This window comes from Leifsonia sp. RAF41 (assembly GCF_052114085.1).
In the GTDB taxonomy this organism is placed as follows: domain Bacteria; phylum Actinomycetota; class Actinomycetes; order Actinomycetales; family Microbacteriaceae; genus Leifsonia.
Genome location: NZ_JBFREB010000001.1, coordinates 2,806,671 through 2,825,917, shown reverse-complemented (window position 1 = coordinate 2,825,917; position 19,247 = coordinate 2,806,671). Strand labels below are relative to the sequence as shown.

The 19,247-nt window shown below is 68.4% G+C and carries 17 protein-coding genes; 12 read left to right on the top strand and 5 right to left on the bottom strand.

All coding sequences use genetic code 11. The annotated features are described in order from the left end of the window. Positions 1 to 15 precede the first annotated feature (15 nt). Complete coding sequence (locus AB4Y74_RS13710; protein ID WP_441799613.1) at positions 16 to 558, top strand: hypothetical protein; 543 nt, start codon at positions 16 to 18, stop codon at positions 556 to 558. Here AB4Y74_RS13710 and AB4Y74_RS13705 read toward each other — a convergent pair. Then, positions 545 to 1,237, bottom strand: a complete 693-nt coding sequence (locus AB4Y74_RS13705; RefSeq protein WP_441799612.1) for a response regulator — start codon at positions 1,235 to 1,237, stop codon at positions 545 to 547. The genes AB4Y74_RS13710 and AB4Y74_RS13705 overlap by 14 nt on opposite strands. Beyond that, a complete protein-coding gene (locus tag AB4Y74_RS13700) occupies positions 1,234 to 2,838 on the bottom strand; it encodes an ATP-binding protein (protein WP_441799611.1) in 1,605 nt (534 codons plus the stop codon). Before AB4Y74_RS13700 ends, AB4Y74_RS13705 begins: the two co-directional genes overlap by 4 nt. A gap of 161 nt (positions 2,839 to 2,999) precedes the next feature. Between AB4Y74_RS13700 and AB4Y74_RS13695 the strand changes: the two genes are divergently transcribed. From AB4Y74_RS13695 to AB4Y74_RS13685, 3 genes are read left to right on the top strand one after another with little or no spacing between them, the layout of a single operon-like run. Next, positions 3,000 to 3,854 carry an ABC transporter ATP-binding protein gene (locus AB4Y74_RS13695; RefSeq protein ID WP_441799610.1) on the top strand — a complete coding sequence of 285 codons (855 nt, stop codon included), beginning with the start codon at positions 3,000 to 3,002 and terminating at the stop codon, positions 3,852 to 3,854. Between the two features lie 5 nt (positions 3,855 to 3,859). After that, entirely contained in the window at positions 3,860 to 4,735 is an 876-nt protein-coding gene (locus AB4Y74_RS13690) for an ABC transporter permease (protein WP_441799609.1), read from the top strand. 60 nt (positions 4,736 to 4,795) lie between these two features. Beyond that, positions 4,796 to 5,887: an ABC transporter substrate-binding protein gene (locus tag AB4Y74_RS13685; RefSeq protein WP_441799608.1), complete on the top strand. Its 1,092-nt coding sequence runs from the start codon at positions 4,796 to 4,798 to the stop codon at positions 5,885 to 5,887. 108 nt (positions 5,888 to 5,995) lie between these two features. Here the strand turns inward: AB4Y74_RS13685 and AB4Y74_RS13680 are convergent, their stop codons facing one another. From AB4Y74_RS13680 to AB4Y74_RS13670, 3 genes are all read right to left on the bottom strand, one after another. Next, positions 5,996 to 6,379: a nuclear transport factor 2 family protein gene (locus AB4Y74_RS13680; protein WP_441799607.1), complete on the bottom strand. Its 384-nt coding sequence runs from the start codon at positions 6,377 to 6,379 to the stop codon at positions 5,996 to 5,998. Positions 6,380 to 6,397: 18 nt separating this feature from the next. Continuing rightward, a complete protein-coding gene (locus AB4Y74_RS13675; RefSeq protein ID WP_441799606.1) occupies positions 6,398 to 7,228 on the bottom strand; it encodes a CPBP family intramembrane glutamic endopeptidase in 831 nt (276 codons plus the stop codon). A gap of 74 nt (positions 7,229 to 7,302) precedes the next feature. Then, positions 7,303 to 9,504, bottom strand: coding sequence for a cytochrome P450/oxidoreductase (locus AB4Y74_RS13670; RefSeq protein ID WP_441799605.1), 2,202 nt, complete (start codon positions 9,502 to 9,504; stop codon positions 7,303 to 7,305). A 236-nt stretch (positions 9,505 to 9,740) separates the two neighbouring features. Here AB4Y74_RS13670 and AB4Y74_RS13665 point away from each other — a divergent pair, with 236 nt between their 5' ends. The 8 genes from AB4Y74_RS13665 to AB4Y74_RS13630 all read left to right on the top strand — a co-directional run bounded on the left by AB4Y74_RS13665 (position 9,741) and on the right by AB4Y74_RS13630 (position 19,247). Then, on the top strand, positions 9,741 to 11,342 hold the full coding sequence (locus tag AB4Y74_RS13665; protein WP_441799604.1) for a DUF5597 domain-containing protein: 1,602 nt from the start codon (positions 9,741 to 9,743) through the stop codon (positions 11,340 to 11,342). A 142-nt stretch (positions 11,343 to 11,484) separates the two neighbouring features. Beyond that, positions 11,485 to 12,978: an MDR family MFS transporter gene (locus AB4Y74_RS13660; RefSeq protein ID WP_441799603.1), complete on the top strand. Its 1,494-nt coding sequence runs from the start codon at positions 11,485 to 11,487 to the stop codon at positions 12,976 to 12,978. 19 nt (positions 12,979 to 12,997) lie between these two features. Next, entirely contained in the window at positions 12,998 to 14,605 is a 1,608-nt protein-coding gene (locus AB4Y74_RS13655; RefSeq protein ID WP_441799602.1) for a GMC oxidoreductase, read from the top strand. 31 nt (positions 14,606 to 14,636) lie between these two features. Further along, a complete protein-coding gene (locus AB4Y74_RS13650; RefSeq protein WP_441799601.1) occupies positions 14,637 to 15,038 on the top strand; it encodes a C-glycoside deglycosidase beta subunit domain-containing protein in 402 nt (133 codons plus the stop codon). Beyond that, positions 15,035 to 15,973 (top strand): sugar phosphate isomerase/epimerase family protein, encoded by a 939-nt coding sequence (locus AB4Y74_RS13645; protein ID WP_441799600.1) that lies wholly within the window; start codon positions 15,035 to 15,037, stop codon positions 15,971 to 15,973. The genes AB4Y74_RS13650 and AB4Y74_RS13645 overlap by 4 nt, the downstream gene beginning before the upstream one ends. Positions 15,974 to 15,976: 3 nt before the next feature. Beyond that, positions 15,977 to 17,464: a C-glycoside deglycosidase beta subunit domain-containing protein gene (locus AB4Y74_RS13640; protein ID WP_441799599.1), complete on the top strand. Its 1,488-nt coding sequence runs from the start codon at positions 15,977 to 15,979 to the stop codon at positions 17,462 to 17,464. Then, the gene (locus tag AB4Y74_RS13635; RefSeq protein WP_441799598.1) at positions 17,461 to 18,375 is read left to right on the top strand and encodes an alpha/beta hydrolase; all 915 of its coding nucleotides are present in this window, start codon (positions 17,461 to 17,463) and stop codon (positions 18,373 to 18,375) included. Before AB4Y74_RS13640 ends, AB4Y74_RS13635 begins: the two co-directional genes overlap by 4 nt. Then, on the top strand, positions 18,372 to 19,247 hold the full coding sequence (locus AB4Y74_RS13630; protein WP_441799597.1) for a nucleoside hydrolase: 876 nt from the start codon (positions 18,372 to 18,374) through the stop codon (positions 19,245 to 19,247). Before AB4Y74_RS13635 ends, AB4Y74_RS13630 begins: the two co-directional genes overlap by 4 nt.

Genomic DNA, 19,247 nt, shown 5'->3' with positions numbered 1-19,247 from the left:
GGCGATCATGGCCGCATGTGGGTACAACGCGTGGTGTTCGCTGTAGTCGTCTACGGCCTCTTTGCTTTGGCGGTCGGGTCGACCTACGTGATGGTCCAGCACGAGGGCCGGAGTGCGGTCGAGGACGCACCGCGGGCGCTTCTGTCCGGAGAGGTCGTGGGGCAACCCTCCCGTGTCGACCTCGCTCGCTCCCAGGGCAGCTTCTGGACACGCTACGACCGAACGGACCGGCCGATCCATGGGAACGGGTACCTGCATGGAGTGCTGGCGGACCCGCCCGCAGGCGTGATCGACACCGCCCGCGAACGGGGCACCGACGCGGTCACTTGGGAACCTTCCGCGGGACTGCGGTTCGCGATCGTCGCTCAGGCGGAGCCGGACGGCGAGGTGCTGATGGCCGGAGAGTCCCTCTCCCGCACGGAGGAGCGCGCGGCTCAGTCGTTGATCATCACGCTTGCGGTGCTGGTCGCCGGCGCTGTGATGATGGGAGCGGGACTCGCCGTGTGTGCGCTGGTCGGGAGGAATACGACTGCAGGCGGGCGGATCACCCCCGCTTGACCGCGTAGCGGTGCTCGGGACGGCCGGTCGCCCCATACCGCAATTCCAACCGCAGGACGCCGCTCTGCTCCAGCTGTGTCAGCGCGCGCTGCGCCGTCGTCCGGCTGACACCGACCGCGGCGGCCACATCAGACGCGGAAATGCTCGACACGCTGCCGGAGACCGCGTCGAATACGGCTTGAAGGGTCGGGGCGAGCCGGCGGATCGCATCGGCCTGGGCGGCCGTCGCCGGTCGCAGCAGGTCGAAGATCCGGTCGACGTCCTGTTGGGTCGCCACCGCCGGAAACCGGGCGAGGTCGTCCTGCGCCCGTCTGAACGCGGCGAGCCTCTCCGCCAGCTCCGCGAAGCCGAACGGCTTCACGAGGTAGTGCAGGGCGCCGAGCTGGACCGCGCGACGAACCGTGCCGAGGTCGTTCGCGGCGGAGATCATCAGCACCGCTGGGGGAGCCGGGTCCGCAAGGAGGCTGCGCACCACCTCGAGGCCGTCCTCATCGGGCAGGTACACATCCATCAGCACCAACTCGGGTCGAAGGGACGCGGCCAGAGCCCGAGCCTCCGCCCCCGTGTGCGCCGTCCCCACCACCCGGAAGCCCGGCACCGCCTCGACGAAACCGACATGCACCCCGGCCACCCGGAAGTCGTCGTCGACCACCAGGACGGTGATCGGGTGCTCGCTCACCGCGTCACCTCACCCGACTGGACCCGGGTACGGGGCAGAACGACAGTGAACGCGGCACCAGGACCTTCTGACACGGTGACGGTGCCCCCGAACTTCGCCACCGTCGACTGGACGAGTGACAAGCCGAGCCCGCTATGGCGAACGGCGGAGCCTTGCTTGGTCGTATAACCGCTGGTGAAGATCCGCGGGACCTCCGTGCTCTGGATGCCCGGCCCGCTGTCCGAGACGCGTACGGTGAGCGATTGGGGCGACTCGACGATGCTCACGACCGTCCGACGCGGCGCCGGCGCACCCGTCAGAGCGTCGAAGGCGTTGTCGATGAGGTTGCCCAGGATGGTCGTCAGCGCCTGGACGCGGTCGGGTGCCTCGCCGAGGTCGGTGTCGGGAGCGATGACCAGGTCGATGCCCCGCTCGTTCGCCTCCGCGGCCTTCCCCAGCAGGAGTCCGATGATCATCGGGGCGCCGATGTGGGTGCGCAGCGTGTTGTCCAGGTCGGCGGTCGTGCCGCGGATCTCATTCAGGTACTGCAGTGCCTCGTCCGGCCGACCGAGCTCGAGCAGCCCGGAGAGCGCGTGCATCCGATTGGAGAACTCGTGCTGCTGGGCGCGGATCGATTCGGTGAAGCTGCGCTCGCCATCCAGCTGGCGGGTCAGGGCCGTCAATTCCGTTCGATCCTGCAGGGTGACGACGGCGCCGTGCGCTCGCCCGCCGATGGTCACCGGCATGCGGTTGATGACCAGGACGTAGTCGTCGGTGATCGCGATCGCATCCGTGATCACCGTCGTTCCGGTGAGGGTGTCGCGGATGGGAGTCGCCGCGAGAACCTCGTCGAGGAACCGTCCTCCCGCGCCGTCGGGGAGGTGGAGCAGCCGTCGGGCCTCATCGTTGACGACGGTGATCCGCCCGGCGGGGTCGATGGCGATGACGCCCTCGCGGATGCCGTGCAGCGTCGCCTCCCGTTCCTGCAGGAGCCGTGCGATCTCATCCAGCTCCAGGCCGAATGTGCGCCGCTTCAGGAGACTCGCCAGCGCGAAGGAGGCGAGCGCTCCGACGGCGAGCACGAGCACGAACCACGCCGCGTAGGTCGGGAGTTCGGCCAGCAGTTCGCTGCTGACGCTGCTTTCCCGGATGCCGACGGAGACTTCGCCGACCACCGTCGTGCCCTCCCCGAAGAGCGGAACGCGGGCATTGGCGTTCACACCGGTCGCTCCCGAGTCCACTCCGAGGTGCACCCGGCCGTCTGCCGCGACCAGCGGCTCGGACACCTTCTGTCCGATGAGGGACGGATCGGGATGCGAGTGCCGCACCCGGTCGCGGTCAATGACGACGACGTAGTCGGCGCCGGTGCGTGCTGCGGTCTGTGAGGCGAGGGACTGCACCGTCTCGGCGCAGTCCGGGCCGGGCGACGTCATACAGGTGCGGATCTCGGGAATGCCCGCGAAGGTCTGGGCGATCCCCGCCGCCCTCGCCTGGTAGTCGGCGTCGAGGTTGCTGCGCGCGGTCTGCGCGAAGAGGACGAAACCGATCACCAGGGAGGCGGTGAGGATCGCCACTTGAGCCAGCAGGATCTGGCTCGACAGTCGCCTGATCCGTCGTCGCATCCCGGAAAGTCTTTCATCCGGACCCGCGCATTGCACGCGCGCAGAACGCGCAGAACCTTCCACAACGCTCAGATCCCACCCAATCGACCACAAGCGCGACACCGGAGCGGCCGCTGACGGAGCATCGTCCTCACACACCGAAAGACAGAGAGGTCTTCGAGATGGTTGGACAACGACCCCGTGACAGCGTCACGACCCCCGCGTCCGACGAGTCGGCGCGCATCGACATCGTCGGATTGACCAAACGGTTCCTGACCCCGAAGGGCGAGACGTTCACGGCCATCCGCGACGTCACGTTCACCGTGGAGCCGGGAAGCTTCTGCGCGATCGTCGGACCGACGGGTTGCGGTAAATCCACGACCCTGGCTCAAGTCTCCGGGCTGGAACGGCCCAGCGCAGGCTCGGTGAGCGTGGGAAACCGGATCGTCGAGGGCATCACCTCCGGAGTGAGCTACATGTTCCAGGCGGACTCACTCTTCCCCTGGAAGACCGTGCTGAACAACGTGATGATCGGCCCCATCCTGCTCGGCACATCGAAGCGGGAGGCGACGGCACTCGCGATGGACTGGCTGCGCCGTGTCGGTCTCTCCGGATTCGAGGATCGCTACCCGCACCAGCTCTCCGGCGGCATGCGCAAGCGCGTCGCCATGGCGGCGGCGCTGATCAACAACCCGCGCATCCTGCTCATGGACGAGCCGTTCGGAGCGCTCGACGTGCAGACCAAAGCGATCATGCAGACCGAGCTCCTGCAGCTCTGGGAGCAGCTGCGCCCCACCGTGCTCTTCATCACCCACGACCTCGACGAAGCGGTTGCCCTCGCCGACCAGGTCGTCATCATGACCAGCAGCCCGGGCACGGTGAAGGACGTCTTCGACGTGGACCTGCCTCGCCCCCGCGGTGACGTTCAGGAGATCCGCCACGAGGAGCGCTTCCTCGAGATCCAGGGCCGGATCTGGGAGTCGCTCCGTGACGAAGTCACCCGGGCCTACCAGCAGACATCAGGAGCGGCAGCGTGACCACCATGACCACCACCAGGACACCCCAGCCCGCGCTCGGCGTCAGCCGCGAGACCGATCTGCAGCTTGCCGGCCGCCGCGCGCTCCGGCGCCGCACCACCGCAGTCTGGATCGGACGCATCGCCGTCGCTGTGATCGTCGTCGGCGGATGGCAGTGGTTCACCTCCGCCGGATGGGTCGACAAGTTCTTCTACGGCCAGCCTTCGGGCATCTGGGACAGCCTGGTGCGGCTGTTCACTCAGGGAACCGCGTTCGGCACTATCTGGGAGAACCTTTGGATCACGGTTCAGGAGGCGTTCCTGGGCTTCGTCGTCGGAACCATCGCCGGGGTCGTCTTCGGCATCCTTCTCGGCTCCAATCGCTACCTCGCGTCGGTGTTCGGCCCGTACATCAAGATCGTCAACTCGATCCCGCGCATCGTGCTCGGCTCGATCTTCATCGTGGCGTTCGGTTTGGGGGTCGTGCCGAAGGTGCTGCTGGCGGCCGTCCTGGTGTTCTTCGTCGTGTTCTTCAACGCCTTCCAGGGCGTGCGCGAAGTCGATCCCAACCTTGTGGCCAACGTCCGAGTTCTGGGTGCCTCGCCGGCCCAGGTGGCGCGGCACGTGACCATCCCCTCCGCCATGACCTGGATCATCGCCAGCCTGCACACCGCGTTCGGATTCGCGATCATCGGGGCACTGGTGGCCGAGGTGCTGGGCGCACAGCACGGCATCGGACTGATCATCAGCCAGTCGCAGGGCAACTTCGACCCGAATACCGTCTTCGCCTGCATGGTGATCGTCGCGGTCGTGACCCTGGTCGCCGAGTACCTCATCACCCTCCTCGAGAAGGCGCTGCTGAAGTGGCGGCCACCGAGCCGCTCCGAAGCCCAGGCCATCTGAGCTGTGAAGACCTGCAACGACGCAGAACGCCGGCACGCCGGCACCACGAAAGGAACCCTAATGAACAAGCGCACCATCGGTGTCATCGCAGCCGCGGGCATCGTCGCTCTCGGACTCGCCGCCTGCAGTTCCGGCGCCAGCGGATCCGGCGGGGGCGGTTCGTCCGCCACGCCGATGCCGACCGTCAAGATGATGGTCGGCGGGATCGACAAGCAGATCTACCTCCCGTATCAACTCGCCCAGAGCCTCGGCTACTACAAGAAGTACGGCGTCAACATGGAGCTGTCGACCGAGCAGAACGGCGGTGTGGGCGCCGAAGAGGCGATGGCGTCCGGACAGGTGGATATGGCGGGAGCCTGGTACATCCACGCGGTCGACTTCCAAGCCAAGGGTAAGGATGTCATCAACCTCGTCCAGCTTTCGGGTGCTCCCGGTGAGCGCGAGATGTGCAGTGCGAAAAGCGGTGTGAAGTCCGCCGCCGACTTCGCGGGCAAGAACCTCGGAGTCACCGACCTCGGCTCGGGCACCGACGAGTTGACGCAGTTCCTCGCCGCCAAGCATGGCATCGACAAGAAGCAGTACAACACGATCGCGGTCCACGCCGGCTCCACCGCGATCGCTGCCATCCAACGCAACAGTGCCGACTGCGTGATGACCACGCAGCCGACAGTCGGCGCCCTCACATCGCAGAAGCTCGCGACGACTGCGGTCGACCTGGCGACTACAGCCGGTGCCACCAAGGCCCTCGGCGGAGCATGGCCCGCAGCCGGGCTGCTCGCCAACGCCAGCTGGGTGAAGGCGCACGAGGACGCCGCGCAGAAGACGGTGGACGCCCTGGTCGCGACCATGCACTGGATCGCCACCCACAGCGCGAAGGACATCGCGGACAAGCTGCCTCAGGACTTCGTGCAGAACAGCACGATCAGCAAGCAGCAGTACATCGACGGGCTCACCTCCGACAAGGGACAGTTCCTCCCGGACGGCATCATGCCCGCCGGTGGCCCGAAGGTGATCTTCAACATGGAGAAGACGCTCGGCCTGGACACGTCCAAGGTGTCCTACGCGAGCACCTTCACCAACAAGTACGCTGACGCCGCGAACAAGCTCGAGGGCTTCACGCCCACGACGAAACCCGCAGGCTCCAACGGCTGACCCCGAGCAGTATGGCGGAGGTCCGCTGCCGCCCTGACCGAAAGACCCGCCGGGTGCTGCCCGGCGGGTCTTTCGGTCAGTGCCAGTCCGTATCGCATGGACGACCCGTCAGGGGGAAGACCTCGTGTCTGGCCGGGTGCCGACGGGCGCGCTCTGAGAAACGTCTGCCCAGACCTCGGTCATCTGTTCGATCAATCCGTCCCGCACTCGGACAAACGTCGCACACTCGAAGTGATCCAAGCCCTCGCGCCCTTGCCCCGTCACATGCGAACGGCAGGCCGCGCGATCCGAATCTCCGACGATCTCTTCGACGACCAAGTGTTCGAATCCCGGATACTCCGCGTTCAGCCGAATCCAGGACGTACGGTCGAAGGACTCCCCGGTATGAACGTACCGGCAGGAGAAATCCTCATGAAGGTAGCCACCCAAGTCACTCCAGCGACGGTCATCGATCGCTGACATCAGGCCGCTCAGAAGCGCAACAGCAGTCACATCCCCAGGCTACTCAGCTCAGACGAGCCGGGGAGTCGGCTCCGCGAGTCCAGGCGCGGCGTTCTGCGTGACTCTGCCGCGGATGAAGATGAGCAGGACGAGGCCCGCGACGATCACGACGGGGTTGCCGAGGCCGCCGAGGGAAGCTGCTGCGCCCTGCGCGGGATAGAGGGTGGAGAGGAAGATCGACGGGTCGGTAGACGCGTGCAGGAGGATGGGCCAGATCAGGTTCCCGGTGACCCGCAGTGTCAGGTACATCAGGATGCCGAACGCAAACGTGTAGACGAGTTGGATCGCGGTCGCGATCAGCGATTGTCCGGTCAGCAGATTGCTCGCGTGGAGTAATGCGAAAAGTGCCGCTGAGACGCAGGCGACGGCGATCTCGCGGTAGCCGTGCTTGCGCATGAGGTTCACGACGAAGCCGCGGGTCAGAGTCTCCTCGGCGAAACCGATGCACAGCCCGGCCACGAGCCAGGCGATGACGACGCCGGCCCCGGCCTTCGCATAGTCGATGGTGGCGAAGCGCACGATGTTGAAGATCAGCACCACGGCGACGGCGACCCACATCCAGCCGCTGCCCCGGATGGGTTGCGGCCCGAACAGCTCGGCCAGCCATCCGAGGGACCAGGCGAAGGCGACCAGCACGAGACCGCCGAAGGCGATAGGGATGACCGTGAAGAGCCAGATCGTCGCTGCCGGGTCCTGCGCGGTCGGGAAGAGCGGAGCGAACAACAGCGGTACGCCCTGGTAGATGGCGAAGTAGGCGACGACCACGAGCAACGACCGCCACCACCCGCCCTTCTCCCAGAAGCGGCGCCACGGCGAGACGGACTCAGGTGCGGGGGTCATCTCTCCAACCTATTGGAGGCGATCCGCCGGCCGCCAGCTCGCCCGCGGCCTGCTTCCCGTGAGGGGGAACCGGGTCACAGGTCGAGCACCAGCTTCTCCCCGACGCACCGCGACACGCAGGTCATCATCGTGTCTCCCGCCAACCGGTCCTCCAGCCCGAGGACCGAGTCCCGATGTTCTGGGATGCCCGCGAGCACTCGCACCTCGCACGTGCCGCAGGTGCCCTCGCGGCACGTGGACAGCACGTTGGCTCCCGCGCGGTTGACTGCGTCCAGGGTGGACTCACCGGCGGCCACGTTAACGGTGATCCCACTGCGACGGAGTTCGACGTCGAACGGTCGATCCGGGAGTGGCGACAGCGCGCGCGGGGCGAACCGCTCGACGACCACGCTGTCCGAACGGCCCGCTCGGCGGGCCGACTCTTCGAGGGCCAGGAGGAGCTCCTCCGGGCCGCAGGCGTACACCCGTCCGCCGGCGGGGAGACGCCGCCACACGTCGTCGATGTCGTAGCGACCGCGCTCAGCACTGGGCCACAGGTAGACGTTGGCGCCGTACCTGTTCTGGAGGTCGTCCGCGTAGGCCATCGTTTCGCGTGACCGCCCGAGGTAGAGCAAGCGCCACGGGAGACCGGCGGCCTCGGCCTCCGCGGCCATGGGAAGCAGCGGCGTGATACCGATCCCGCCGGCGAGGAAGAGCGAGAACGGCGCAGGCTGCGGTGCGAAGTGATTGCGAGGTCCGCGGATGCGTAGCCGGTCGCCGACCGCGACGCCGTCGTGCACAGCGCGGGACCCGCCGCGACCGGCGTCCTCACGGAGCACCGCCACCCGGTACGCGCCGTCGCTCGCGTCTCCCGTGAGTGAGTACTGCCGCACCATCCCTCCCGGAAGCTCCAGGTCGATGTGAGCGCCCGGGCGCCACGCCGGGAGGTCGCCCGCGACGGCGGTCAGGGTCAGCTCGACGACGCCGCGCACCACATCTCGGCGGCCGCTCACGATCACGGGGACGGACTCTGGTGTCGCGGTGTCCGTGGAGCTCCGGCTCGTTCGCGCGGGTGGGGTCGTCGGCGTCCATGCGAGCGGAAGCGACACGAGCCCGCGCCCCTCCGAGACCACGGTGTGGCGCAGTTCCTGCGCCGGCACGGCGACGCGGAGGTCGGGCAGCCGCTCGTGCAGCACGCCGAGCTCGATGCGGAGGAGCAGCCGCGCCAGCGGCGCGCCAAGGCACGCGTGGACACCTTGGCCGAACCCGAGATGGGGACTCTCCCCGGTGCGTTCGACGTCGATCCGCTCAGGATGCGTGAAACGGCTCGGATCGCGGGATCCCGCGGCGTACGCCAGGAAGACCTCGTCGCCTGCCTGCAACGGCATCCCGCCCAGCTGCGTGTCACGGGTGACGAGCCGCTTCATGCCGGTGATCGCGGACTCGAAACGGAAGATCTCCTCCAGCGCCCTCGTGCGGGAAGCGTCGTCATGCTGCACGCGCGCATAGAGGTCCGGATCGGCGAGGAAGTGCGACAGGGCGACGCAGATCAGGTTGGACGACGTCTCGTGTCCCGCGAGCATCAGCCCGGGAAACATGGACAGCATCTCGAAGTCGGTCATTTCGACCGCACCGCTGTCGCGCTGATCCCAGATGTGACTGATCAGATCGTCGCGACGGTCGACCCGACGCAACTGCATGAGCTCCCGGAGGTGGTCGTGGAGGTCGAGGAGCTTGGCTGCCTTCTCGTCCGGTGTGCCGGGGTGGTGGATGTCCCGGGGTCCCATGAAGAAACCGAGTGCCTCGCCCACCCACTCGCCGCGCTCCGCGTCGATCCCGACGATATGGCTGATGACCCGAAGCGGCAGCGGCAGCGCGAAGGCGGTCTTGAGGTCGGCTTCCCCGCTCTCTGCGAAACGGTCGACCAGCCGGTGCGCCTCCTCGCGGATCCACGGCTCGAACCGGGCGAGCCTGCGGGGCATGAAGAAGGTGTTGACGCTCGACCGGAGCCGATCGTGGTCGGGGTTATCGACGCCGATCAGCGTCCCGCGGCTGGGCACGCGGCCCTCGAACTGTTCGCGCCACGGGGACGGCACCGTGCCGACCGTGGGCTGCGACGAGAAGGTTTCCGGGTCATGGAGGGCCGCGACGATGTCGTCGTAGGCCGTGAAGACCCGGGCACCGCCGAACGTCTCGGACTGCGGCGGATCGTCCAGCTGGCGGGCCGCCTCGAGGTCGGCGAACAGCCGCTCGGGATCGGCGAAGGGACACGCCGGCGGCGTGGTGAAGGTGGTCATTCTTGGGCTCCAGGAGTGCTGGCGGCCCGCCGGAGGCATGCACAAGCGGGACGCGATGGGTCCTCGTGCTCGCCCGGCGCGCTGGAGGCGCCGAGGGGGATTATTCGCTCCGGCCGTGATGCCGGGCGCCCTCACCCCGCCTGTGTAAGCGACGACGGTACACAACGCCGGTTCGTATTGTCAAGAATCGTGTAACTTATGCAGCTTTCCTGCGGAAGCCTGCGATACTCGGAAACATGGACACTGCGGTCACCCCAACTTCGTCGCTCATCGTCGACGGTCGTCCCTTCCTCGCCATCGGCGGCGAGCTGCACAACTCGAGCTCGTCGGATGCCGCCCACCTGGAGGCGGAGTGGGGCCGGCTGGCGACGGTCGGCATCAACACCGTTCTGGTGTCGGTCTCCTGGGCGGAGGTCGAGCGAACCGAGGGCGACTTCGATTTCCGCATCGTGGACGAGCTGGTCCGGCAGGCGCGCGACGCAGGTCTGCGGCTGGGAGTGATCTGGTTCGGCGCCTTCAAGAACGCACTGTCGACCTACGCGCCCACCTGGGTCCGCGCCGACACGGCGAGGTTCCCGCGAGCGGTGCTGCAGGACGAACCGCTGCCCACGCCGTTCAGTTACGCGGGCTCGACGGCGAAACCTGCGCTCTCCGTGTTCTCGCCGGAACTCGTCGCCGCGGACGCGCGCGCCTTTGCGGCCTTCGTCGGGCACCTGACGGCGATGGACGAGGCCGGGACCGTGATCATGATCCAGGTCGAGAACGAGATCGGCCTCCTCGGGTCCGCCCGGGATCACTCCGCACCGGCGCTCGCCGCGTGGAACGCCGCCATGCCGGACATCGTGGTGGAGCTCGCACGGAACGACCCGGAGGCGCTCCCCGGCGGGGTCGCAGGGGCGGTGCTCACGGCACCCGCCGGGGCGTCGTGGTCTCAGCTCGCCGGGAACGACGACGACATCCAGGAGACGTTCATGGCGTGGGCGTTCGCATCGTACGTCGAGGGGGTCGCGGCTCCGGTGCGCTCGACTGCACGCATCCCGTTCTTCGCCAACGCCTGGCTCGGCCCGCAGCCGGGCCAGGACAGGCCGGGGCAATATCCGAGCGGGGGCCCGACCGCGCGGATGCTCGGACTGTGGCAGGCGGCGGCGCCGTCGCTCGACTGGGTGTCGCCGGACATCTACATCGACGACGCCCGACCGGTGCTCGAGGCGTATGCGCAGCGCGGGAACCCGCTGTTCGTCCCGGAGTCGCGCTTCTCCGCCGGTGACCTGTTCCTCGCGGTCGGGGCGCTGGACGCAATCGGCTACTGCGCGTTCGGGCTGGAGGACGGCCGGGAGGGCGCGCTGTTCTTCGAGGCCGCCCGCAGCCTGTTGGCGTTGGCGGACCAGATCCTGGAGCAGCGCTCCCGCGGGAACGTCTGGGGATTCGCGCTCGGAGCCGACGTGGAGTCCGCGTCGCACAGCTTCGGCGACCTCACCCTCACCGTGCGCAACGGGCCCGGCCTCTTCGCCCGGATGCTCCTGGATGTTGGAGTGCAGCTCCCGGAGCCGGAGCCGTCGCCGTCGGAGACGAGGCCCGGCGCCATCCCGTCGCCCGGGGACGACCGCCCGTTCGGCATCGTGATCCGCACCGGACCCGACCGGTTCATCGTCGCGGGCCAGGCGGCGCTGTTCGATTTCGCCGCAGACGATGCGACGGTCGAGATCGACGAGGTGCGCGAACTCGTGCTCGACGACGGCGAGGTGCGGCCAGCGCGATTCCTCAACGGCGACGAGCGTCTCGCGATCGTGCCGCAGCGTGGCATCGGCATTGCCGAGGTCACCCTGCTTCGGATCTGAGCGAAACCCCTACTTAGGTTGAAAAAATACCTAAGATCGTCGTAGACTGACAATGACGTCGGGGCTTCTGCCCGTTCCTCACCGTGACGTTGCGGCGAGGGCACAAACCGTCGCGTCGATCACCCGATCGTTCGGGTTTCGCATGCCGCTCTCGCCACTCAGGTTCCGCCTCCTCGTCGCTTCCCTTCTCGCCGTGTCCTTCCTCGGCGCCCTGGACAACACCGTCGTCAGCACAGCGATCGCGACCGTCGCCGGCCAGCTCGGTGCTCTCGAGCACATGAGCTGGATCGTCGTCGGCTACACGCTCGCCAGCACGGTCCTGCTGCCCGTTCTCGGGAAGCTCGGCGACCGGATCGGGCCGCGCGCCGTGTTCCTCAGCTCGGTCGCCGTCTTCATCCTCAGCTCCGTCGCGTGCGGTTTCGCGAACGGCATCGTCTGGCTGATCGTCGCCCGAGTGATCCAGGGGATGAGCTCGGCAGGCCTCCAGCTGATGTCGCAGACGATCATCGCCGAGGTGACCACGCCGCGGCAGCGGCCGAAATACATGTCGATCATCGGCGCGGCCTTTCCCGTCGCTATCCTCATCGGGCCGGTGCTCGGCGGCATCATCACGGACACCTGGGGCTGGCCGTGGGTGTTCTGGATCAACGCCCCCGTGGGCATCGTCGCGTTCGCCCTCGCGCTTGTCGCCGTCCCGCACATCCAACCCGGGCGGATCGGGCGCTTCGACTTCGCCGGGGCGATCGCCCTCACGATCGGCCTGGTCGCCCTGGTGCTGGCCGTGTCCTGGGTGGGCGACAGTGCGCAGGCGGCTGCCTCGACCGTCGCGTTCGTGGTGGCAGCCGTCGCCCTCGTCGTCTTCTTCGTCATCGAGTTGCGCGTCGAGGAGCCGTTGGTGCCCCTGGGCTGGTTCCGCGACCGCACGGTCGCCGCGGGCACGGTCATCTCGGCCATCGTCGGCATCGGCCTGTTCTCCATCACCTCGTATCTTCCGACGTACTTCCAGATGGCGTACCGGACGAGTGCCACGGTCTCCGGGCTGGTGCCGATCGCGACGGTGTTCGGGATGCTGGTCAGCAACCTCGCGACCGGCTGGCTGGTGAGCCGCACCGGCCACTACCGCGTCTACCCGCTCGTCGGCACCGTGCTCGGCGCCGCCGGCCTCGGCGCGATGGCGCTGCTTCCTGCCGGTGCGCCCCTGTGGGCCCCCGCGGTCGCGATGGCCGTGGTCGGACTCGGGACCGGCGCTTTCATGAGCCTCATCGTCGCGGTGGTCCAGAGCGCCGTGCCGCGACAGGAGACCGGCACCATCACGGCCAGCGTGAACCTGGTGAGACAGGTCGGTGCAACCGTCGCGACCGCCCTCATCGGCGGCATCATCGGCGCGACCGTCGTGGCCATGCTCCCCACCGGCCTCCACCCGGCCACGCTCACGCCCGCCATCGTTCACGCCCAGGGCCCGGAGATCCAGCAGCAGGTCGCACACGTCTACCAGAGCGTGTTCGTCCCGATCTTCGTGGCGCTTGCGATCACCTATGTCGTCGGCATCGTGGCGTCGATCCTGCTGCCGAACCGCCGTCTGTCCGACGACACCGACCCGCTGCGCGCGGCATCGACCGCGTCCATCCCCGCCTGAGCACGACCAGGAGACCACCATGACCCTCACCCCGACCCACACCATCGCCGTCGTCGGCAGCGGACCCATCGGCTCCGCCTACGCCCGGCTGCTGCTCGAGGCCCTTCCCGACGCGCGCGTCGTCATGTTCGAGGCAGGCCCGCAGCTGAGCGCCATCGCCGGAGAGAACGTACGCAACATCCCCGACCCGGACGAGAAGGAGCGGGCGCGCGAGCTGTCGCAGGGTCCGCAGGCCGGCGCGTTCCGCGAATCCCTCGGCATCCCCTCCTCCGTCGTCGTCGAGGGGATGTTCACCGCACGCGGGGGCACGCACCTCCTCGATTTCGGCGGTGAGGGATCGGGGCACGCGCCGAGTTTCCCCGCGGGGGCGGCGTCCACCAACGTCGGAGGGATGGGCGCCCACTGGACATGCGCGACGCCGAGCCCGTCGTTCAGCGAGCGCATCCCGTTCATCGCGGACCCGGAGTGGGAAGAACTCGTCGCGGAAGCGTCGCAGCTCCTGCACGTACAGACCTCAGCCTTCGCGGACTCGGAGATCGGTTCGGCGATCCGATCGCTGCTGACGGAGGAGTTCGGCTCCGAGCTGCCCGACGGCTACGGGCCGTCGACCCTGCCCGTCTCGGGCGACCCCCAGGCGGACGGCACGATGCGCTGGGCCGGAGCCGACGTAGTTCTCGGGCCGCTGATCGAGCCAGGAAGCGACCTCACGGAGCGATTCGAGTTGCGGGACCTCTCCCTGGTACGCCGGATCGAGCACGCCGACGGCCGGGTTACCGGTGTCCTGGTCGAGGACCTGCGCAACCACGAGCTCTACGGGTTCGACGCCGACCTCGTCGTCGTGGCCGCCGACGCCTTCCGCTCCCCACAGCTGCTGTGGGCGTCCGGGATCCGCCCGCGGGCGCTCGGCCACTACCTCACCGAACATCCGGTCGTGATCTCCACCGTCGCCCTCGATGCCGAGAGCATGGGCCGCTTCGCGACGGAGGAGGAGCTGGATGCGGAACTCGCCCGCAGGGCGACCAACCCGGCCGATCCGGTCGCGGCCGTCAACCGCATCCCCTTCTCGGAACCGGGCCACCCGTTCTCCCTGCAGGTGATGTATGCGGAGAGGCCGCCGTTCCAGCTCGACCCTGCGCATCCGGCGGCCGGCAACCGCTGGGGGTACGTCAACATGGGCTACGGGATGCGCAAGCAGCCGCGCTACGACGACGGGGTGACCTTCGACGACGACGAGCTCGACTACCGCGGCTTCCCCAACATGACCGTCTCGTACGAACTCACCGAGGGGGAGCAGCGCGAGATCGCCGAGGCCACGGAGCGCCTCCGCCGCGCCGGAAACGCCCTCGGCACGTTCGTCGCCGAGCCCCGGCTGCTGCCGAACGGCTCCAGCCTGCACTACCAGGGGACCATGCGCCTCGGCGCGGAGGACGACGGCACTTCGGTCGCCGATCCGTACTCGCGTGTGTGGGGCTACGAGAACCTCGTGGTCGGCGGCAACGCCCTCATCCCGACCGCCACGAGCATGAACCCCACGCTCATGAGCGTCGCAATCGCCGTGCGCGGCGCGCGGCAGGCCGCCGCGCAGTTGGCCGCGACGACGAGCGCATCTGCAGACGCCCGCAACTGACACGTACGAACTCGATCCGAAGGAGAATCCGATGCTCGAAGAACAACTCATACAAACGGCGGGGTTCCGCAACGTCGGCCCGGAGGCTGCGCCCACCGGCTTCCAGCTCCGCGTGCGCAGCCCCTACTACCGCGGGCTGTGGGCGAACCTCATCGAGAAGCCGACGGTGACCGTCGACGGTGAGCGCTTCGACGGCGACACCATCCGCTGGACCCTCCCGGCCGGCGAGTTCTCCTTCGGGGAGCTGCAGCAGGCCGCCGACGCCCGCTGGCCCCTGGGCCACGCCGCCGTGCTGACCGTCCCCCGCGACGGCGGACTCGCGCGCGGCATCCACGACGTGAGCCTGGAGCTGCGGTTGCGGATGTCGTACATCCCGGAGGAGCTCCAGCCCTCGATCTGGACCGCAACGCGGAAGGCGGTGATCGTGAAATGAGCGATCGAAATGGAACCACCGACGACCTCCCCTTCGGCCTCGGCGTCTCGCTGTACAGCTACACCGACGACATCGGCGTCACCATGACGGTCGAGGACTGCATCGCCGACGTCGCCGACCTCGGGGCCACTGGTCTCGAGATCCTGGGCGAAGGCCACATCCAGGACTACCCGAACCCGTCCACCGCGTGGATCGACGCGTGGTTCGCCCGCAACGAGCGCCTCGGGCTCACGCCGACTCTCTACGGCTCGTGGATCGACACGCGCCGCTTCCCGGGCCGCGGGATGACCGCAGCCGAGGGCGCGCAGCAGCTGGAGCTCGACCTGCGGCTGGCCTCGACCCTCGGCTTCTCGTTCGTGCGCCCCAAGATCGGCGTCATCTCGGAGGACCTCATGGTCGATCCGATCTGGCAGGAGGCCGTGGAGCGCAACCTCCAGCTGGCAGCCGACCTCGGCATCGTGATCTGCCCGGAGATCCACTGGCCGACCGTCATCAAATCGCCGGTCGTGGAGGAGTACCTGGAGTTCAAGGAGCGCACCGGCTCCGAACACTTCGGCCTCCTGATCGACACCGGCGTCTTCGAGTTGTCGTCATATCCGCGGCGCGGAGGCAGCGCCTCCTTCCGGATGGGCGACGGCTCGGCCCGTCCGCCAGTGGTGCCGTTCGTGCCGGTGTCCGACCTGGCCGAGGTGATGGAGCACACCGTCTACTTCCAGGCCAAGTTCTACGAGGTGGACGACGACCTCGTCGACCACTACATCCCGTGGCGGGACATCATCGACGTGGTCGTCGACTCCGGCTACACCGGCTGGCTGTCGAGCGAGTACGAGGGCCACCACGAGCCGTACCGCGCGCCCGACCAGCTCCGGCGGCAGCACGCCCTCATCCGTACCATCGCCGCAGAACGCGCTGCGGCGCACGCAGACAGGAACTGACCCATGCCCAACGGACTCATCGACGACGCGAGCCTGCGCGTCCACCCGGAGGGCTTTGCGCTCGCCCTGACCATCCCCTGGTACCGCAGCCTGTGGCTGTCCTCCGTCACGACCCTCCGGCTGACGTTCGACGGCGCCGAGGTGCCGGAGGAGGACCTCGCCTTCGAGCTGGACGGGGTGCGCTTTCGTCTCGCCGACCTCCCGCAGCAGAGCGATGTGCTCTGGTACCTGCAGTCGCATCCGCTGCTCATCGTCCGGCGCGCGCCGGCTGTCGAACTCGGCGAGACCCACGAGGTCGAGCTGCACGGGGAGCTTCGGCTGCCGTACATGCAGATCAGGCCGGGAGAGGATGGCGGCCCCGGGCTCTACGTGCCCAACATCGTGCACCAGCGCCTGGCGCTCACCGCGACGGACCACGATGCCGAACCGCCCGTGCTCGTCACCGACGTTCCTCCGGCGCCCGAAGCGACCGACGCCGATCCGTTCAAGCTGGGACTGACGCTCTACTCGGCCAGTGCGGAGTTCCGCGCGGGCTGGTTCGACTTCGACGGGCTGCTCGACCGGGTCGCGGAGCTCGGTATCGGCCCGGGGATCGAGATCGTGGCCTCCCAGGTGCTGCCGACGTATCCGGTCGTCTCCGACGAGTTCGTGACGACCTGGCGGGAGGCGTTCGACCGGCACGGCTTCGACGCCAGCTCATTCGGGGCCAACCTCGACATGGGCAAGCGGCGCGATCGTGACATGACGCCCGACGAGGAGTTCGAGGTCAGCGAGCTGCTGTTCCGCGGCGCCAAGAAGCTCGGCTTCCCGCTGGTGCGCATCCAGTCGGCGAAGCCGGAGCTGCTGCGCCGCCTGCTGCCGGTCGCCGAAGACCTCGATCTGAAGCTCGCCTACGAGATCCACGCGCCGATGGGACCGAACGCGCCCGAGATCGTCAAGGTGCGCGACCTCTACGCCGAACTCGACTCGCCGCTGCTCGGCTTCGTCGCCGACTTCTCGTCGACGATGCACAGCATGTCGCCGACCCTGCTGCGCGCGGTGCGCCGGGCGGGCCTGGGGGACGAGGAGGTGCAGCGGCTCCAGGAGATCTGGGGGACCGAAGCGTCGATGCGCGAGCGCCAGGAGGAGTTCATCGGCTACCTGAACAGCCGCGGCTTCGACCCGGGCCGGCTCGGTTCGTTCGCGCACCTGGCGTTCAACATGCACGGGCACGTCGACCCGCACGAGTGGGCGGACATCATGCCGCAGATCCTCCACGTGCACGCCAAGTTCTACGACATCGACGACAACGGCCAGGAGCCCGCGATCGACTACCCGGAACTCGTGAGGATCTTCGTCGAGGGCGGCTATCGCGGCTACTGGTCGAGCGAATGGGAGGGCCACGCGTTCGCCGAGCTGGGCGAGGTCGACCCGCTCCTGCTCGTGCGCAAGCAGCACGACCTCATCCGGGCGAGCATGCGTTCGCTGCAGGCGGCCTCGGCGGCGCGATGACCGACACTCAGCCCGACCTTCGCGCGCTGCCCCTGCCCGACGCCATCGCGTGGTTGCGCGATCACGGCGAGCCGGCCGACCCGCGCCCCGATATCGACACGGCGTCGCTGCTGCGGCGGTTCCCCCACCTCGCGAACGTGCGCACGCGTGACCTGGTGGTGGAGGCGCCGAGCGGCCCGCAGCCGGCGCGGCTGTACCGGGATGACACGGTCGAGCACGCGGGCGCAGCGCTCGTCTGGGTGCACGGTGGCGCGTTCATCGGCGGGTACCTGGAGATGCCTGAGTCGAATTGGGTGGCGCTCGAGCTCGCGGCACGCGGCATTCCGGTGCTCGCGGTCGACTACGTCAAGTGCCTGGGCGACGTGCACTTCCCAGCGCCGTCCGATGATGTGCTCGCCGCGTGGCGGTACGCCGGGACGAACAGTGCGGAGCTGTTGGGCGTCGAGCCCGCGGCCCTCGTGCTCGGCGGCGCGAGTGCGGGAGGCAACCTCGCTGCCGGGGCGGTGGCGCGGCTGCGGGACGCGGGAGAATCGCTGCCCGGCGGCCTTGTGCTCGGCTACCCGGCGCTCGATCCGGACGGCGCGCATCCCGGTGGGATCCCCGACCCGGAGTCGCCCTACGCGAAACTCTCGCTCAACTTCGCAGGCTCGCCCGAGGGGATGCACAACCCGCACGCGTTCCCCGGGCTCGGATCGGTCGGCGGGTTCCCGCCGACCCTCGTGGTCGTGTGCGAGCACGACAGCCTGCGACCCTCGGGCGAGGCATTCGCCACCCGCCTCGCGGCAGCCGGGCTCGACGCCACCCTCTACGTCGAGCCGGACGCCGACCACGGGCACATCAACGAGCCGTCGGACCCGGGTGCGGCGCGCACCCTGGCCGCGATCGGCGATTGGATCGGGCGAAGCCGGTGAGCCATCGTCGCATCCCCGTCACGCCCCAGATGCGCGTGATCGTCGACAACGACTTCGCCGGCGACCCGGACGGGCTCGTCGCGCTCACGCATCACCTACTCGCTGACGCGGCAGAGATCCGGGGGATCACCTGCACCTCGATCGCGATGGATGACATGCCTTACCCGGTCGGTCATCCGGCGAAGGCGATCGTCGAGGAGCTCGTCGCGCGCCTCGGGCTCAGCCGCGTCCCTCCGATCGCCGAGGACGTGCAGGTCGGCTTCGCAGAGCTCGACGGTCCGACGGCGGGGGCGCTGCTCATCCTGGAGGAGTCGCGCCGTGACGACCCGTTGCCGCTCGTCATCGCGTGCGGCGGCCCACTCACCAACGTTGCCTCAGCGCTACGCGCGGACCCGACCCTCGCAGACCGGGCGGACCTCATCTGGATCGGCGGCGGGTCGTATCCCGAGGGCGCATGGGAGTACAACCTCGTCCTCGACATCCCGGCTGCTCAGGTCGTGTTCAACGAGAGCCGGATGCGAATCTCGCAGGTTCCGCAGCACGTCTATCGGCAGTGCGCTGTGTCGGTGGCCGAGTTGGAGGTCGGCCTTCGGTCGGCCGGTCCGTTCGGGGAGTGGCTCTACGACTGCTTCACCTCGCCTCCGGACTTCATCCGGGTCGGCGGCAACTGGCCGATGGGCGACAGCCCGCCGGTCCTGTTCACGGCCATCACGACCGAGTCGAGCGCGTCGCGCATCGTGGATGCGCCCTGGATCGACGACGCCGGAAACTACGCTGTGCATCCTCAGCCGCGGGCGTTGACTCTGTACGACACCGTGGACACCCGCGTGCTCTTCGCCGATTTCTGGGCCCGCCTCGCGCTGCTGAGGTAG